At 64.7% G+C, this 3,396-nt stretch carries 2 protein-coding genes; one reads left to right on the top strand and one right to left on the bottom strand.

What is annotated here, in order from left to right; genetic code table 11:
• Positions 1 to 1,357, top strand: a 1,357-nt coding sequence (locus EN884_RS30265) for a hypothetical protein (protein ID WP_128360924.1), incomplete at its 5' end; no start/stop codon positions are given.
• Between the two features lie 68 nt (positions 1,358 to 1,425).
• Here the strand turns inward: EN884_RS30265 and edd are convergent.
• Entirely contained in the window at positions 1,426 to 3,249 is a 1,824-nt protein-coding gene (gene edd, locus EN884_RS30260; RefSeq protein ID WP_063170065.1) for a phosphogluconate dehydratase, read from the bottom strand.
• Positions 3,250 to 3,396: the final 147 nt, after the last annotated feature.

The following is a 3,396-nucleotide window of genomic DNA, read 5'->3' as shown; positions in this document are numbered from 1 at the left end:
CCTGAAATTCCTCGGCAAGACGCCGCTGACGGCGGCGGTCAAACAGGCGGCCGAGGCGCTGAAATACACCGAGGACAAGGCGACGGTCGTGCTCATCACCGACGGGCTCGAAACATGCGGCGGTGACCCCTGCGCGCTTGGTAAGGAGCTCGAGGCATCCGGCGTCGACTTCACCGCCGATGTCGTCGGCTTCGGCCTGACCGCCGACGAGGGCAAGCAGATCGCCTGCCTCGCCGACAACACCGGCGGCAAATACATCCAGGCCTCCGACGAGAAGGCGCTGCAGGAGGCGCTTGCCGAGACCGTGGCAGCACCAGCGCCGGCTCCTGAACCGGCTCCGGCACCTGCGCCGGCACCCGCGCCCGAGCCGGCCAAACCGGACTTCAATTTCCTGCCGATAGCGGTGCTTGCCGAGGGCGGCGATCCCGTCACTGACGGCAACGCCTGGGAGATCTACAAGGCGAAACCCGACGGTACGCGCGGCGACTACGTCAGCACCGAATACGGCGCCTACAAGGCCAATCTGGAACCGGGCGACTATATCGTCGTGGCCAGCGACGGCCAGGCCAAGACCGAGCAGAAAGTCAAGATCGAGGCGGGCCAAGTCTACGCGCCTCTCTTCAACTTGAATGCCGGCACGCTCATCATCCATCCGCGACCGAGCGAGGGGGCAGATGTCGTCGATGGCGCGGCTATCGTCATCGATTATCCGGGTGCTGACATGCCCGCCACCTTCTATGGGACCACGAAAGCCGTGTTGCCGGCCGGCGACGAGAAAGTGACGGTCACGATCGGCCAGGGGGTGGCTACCGAAACGATTCCGCTGGCTGCCGGCAAGACCGTGGAAAAGAACATGATTGTCGGTGTCGGCCATGTCGTTGCCAATGCTTATTATGCTGCCGGCGGCGACAAGGCGGACGGTTCAGGCATCGGCTTCAAGGTGCTCAAGGCAAAAAAGAAGATCGATGGAACCAGGGACGAGGTGACCTATGCCTACGGACCCGACAGCAAATTCGATCTGCCGGCCGATGACTATGTCTTGATTGCGACGGTTGATCTCGCCGTTGTCGAGCAGCCGTTCACCGTCAAGGTCGGCGAATTTCAGGATCTGAAAATCGCAATGAATGCCGGCGTGCTGGCGATCACCGCGCCGGGAGCCTCGAAGATCGAGATTTTCGAGGCCAAGAAGGACATCAACGGCAACCGCAAGTCGCTTGGCTATGCATTCGACCAGAAGTACCAGGCAGCGATCCCGGCGGGCGACTATGCCGTCGTCTCGGAGAAATCCGACAACAGTTCGAAAGAAGGCAACGTGACGGTCAAGGCCGGCGAGCGAGCTGAGCTAACCGTGCAATAGAATCGTATGCACAACCGCAAGAGGGCGGCCAAGTGCCGCCCCTTTTCATGGGTTGCGCAGAACTGCCGTCAGGCCGTGCCGAAGGCGCTGGCGCCATGATCGGCGCGGCCGACCAATTGCCGGAAGCCGGCAAACAGCTCGCGGCCGAAACCGAACTCGTTGCCGATGAGGTCGGCATCCGCCGTCCGGCGCAGCGCGAAATCGCCGGCCGGCACCAGCACTTCCAGCGTGCCGGCATCGGCGTCGAGCCGGATGATGTCGCCTTCGTGGATCCTGGCGATAGGACCCTCCTCGACCGCTTCCGGTGTGACATGGATCGCCGCCGGCACCTTGCCGGAGGCGCCCGACATGCGCCCGTCGGTGACCAGCGCCACGCGCTGGCCGCGATCCTGCAGGATGCCGAGCACGGTGGTCAGCTTGTGCAGTTCCGGCATGCCGTTGGCCTTCGGCCCCTGGAAGCGGATGACGGCGATGAAGTCGCCGGTCAGCGTGCCTGCCTTGAACGCATCGTTCAGCCCTTGCTGGCTGTCGAAGACCCTGGCCGGCGCCTCGATGATACGCCGCTCCGGCTTCACCGCGGAAGTCTTGATGACGGCGTGGCCGAGATTGCCTGACAGCACCTTCAGGCCACCGGTCGCCTGGAACGCCTTGTTGAAAGGCGCCAGCACCTTTTCGTCGCCGCTTGTCCGCGGCGAGGCTTCGCGCACCACGCCTCCGTCGGCGCCGAGCTTTGCCTCGACCGCATAGGGCCGCAGGCCTTCGCCCCACACCGTCTGCACATCCTCATGCAGGATGCCTTCGTCGAGCAGTTCGCGGATCAGGAAGCCGAGCCCGCCGGCGGCGTGGAAATGGTTCACGTCGGCGAGGCCGTTCGGATAGACCCGCGCCAGCAGCGGCACCGCTTCCGACAGGTCGGAAATATCCTGCCATGTGATGGCGATGCCGGCCGCCGCCGCCATGGCGATCAGGTGGATGGTGTGATTGGTCGAGCCGCCGGTGGCATGCAGGCCGACGACGCCGTTGACGATCGAGCGCTCGTCGATCATCCGCCCGACGGGCGTATAGGCGTTGCCAAGCGCAGTAATCGCCAGCGCCCGCTTGGTCGCCTCGCGGGTCAAAGCCTCGCGCAGCGGCGTGCCTGGATTGACGAAGGACGCGCCCGGCGTGTGCAGGCCCATGATCTCCATCAGCATCTGGTTGGAATTCGCCGTGCCGTAGAAGGTGCAGGTGCCCGGTCCATGGTAAGATTTGGACTCGGCCTCCAGCAGTTCGGCGCGTCCGGCCTTGCCCTCGGCGTAGAGCTGGCGGACCTTGGCCTTTTCGTCATTGGGCAGGCCTGATGTCATCGGTCCGGCCGGAATGAACACCGCCGGCAGATGGCCGAAGGTGAGGGCGGCGATCACCAGCCCCGGCACGATCTTGTCACAGACGCCGAGATAGACGGCGGCGTCGAACATGTTGTGCGACAGGCCGATCGCGGCGGCCATGGCGATGACATCGCGCGAAAACAGCGACAGCTCCATGCCGGGCTGGCCCTGGGTGACGCCGTCGCACATCGCCGGCACGCCGCCTGCCACCTGGGCGATGCCGCCGGCTTTGCGGGCTGCATCCTTGATCAGCGCGGGGAAGCTCTCGAACGGCTGATGCGCCGACAGCATGTCGTTATAGGAGGTGATGATGCCGAGGTTCGGCACCTTGTCGGCGCCCAGCGCGAGCTTTTCCGAGGGGCTGCACACCGCAAAGCCGTGAGCGAGGTTGCCGCACGACAAAACGGCCCGGTTGGCGGTGCGGTTCGACGCCTCGGCGATGCGGCCGAGATAACGCTCGCGGCCGGGCTTAGAGCGCTGGCGGATGCGTTCGGTAATGGCTTCGATGTCGCGTCTGGCGGTCATGGTGTCGGTCCTTTCAGGCGAGGTCCCGGAAACATCCTCCCGCCGTTTGCCGGGACCGGTGTAAATCGAGAATCAGGGTGCCCAGAAAACCTCTACGGGCTTTTGCGCTGCGTCGAGCACGGCGCGGATTGGCTTTCGCGGCCCGGG

This window comes from Mesorhizobium sp. M7A.F.Ca.AU.001.01.1.1, assembly GCF_004022735.1.
Lineage (GTDB): Bacteria > Pseudomonadota > Alphaproteobacteria > Rhizobiales > Rhizobiaceae > Mesorhizobium > Mesorhizobium ciceri.
Note: the sequence above shows the minus strand (reverse complement) of the source record. Positions and strands in the feature narration are given on the sequence as shown.

Bases quoted from the DNA above. Each gene is read 5' to 3' on its own strand.
- edd (WP_063170065.1), bottom strand. From the start codon at position 3,249: ATGACCGCCAGACGCGACATCGAAGCCATTACCGAACGCATCCGCCAG.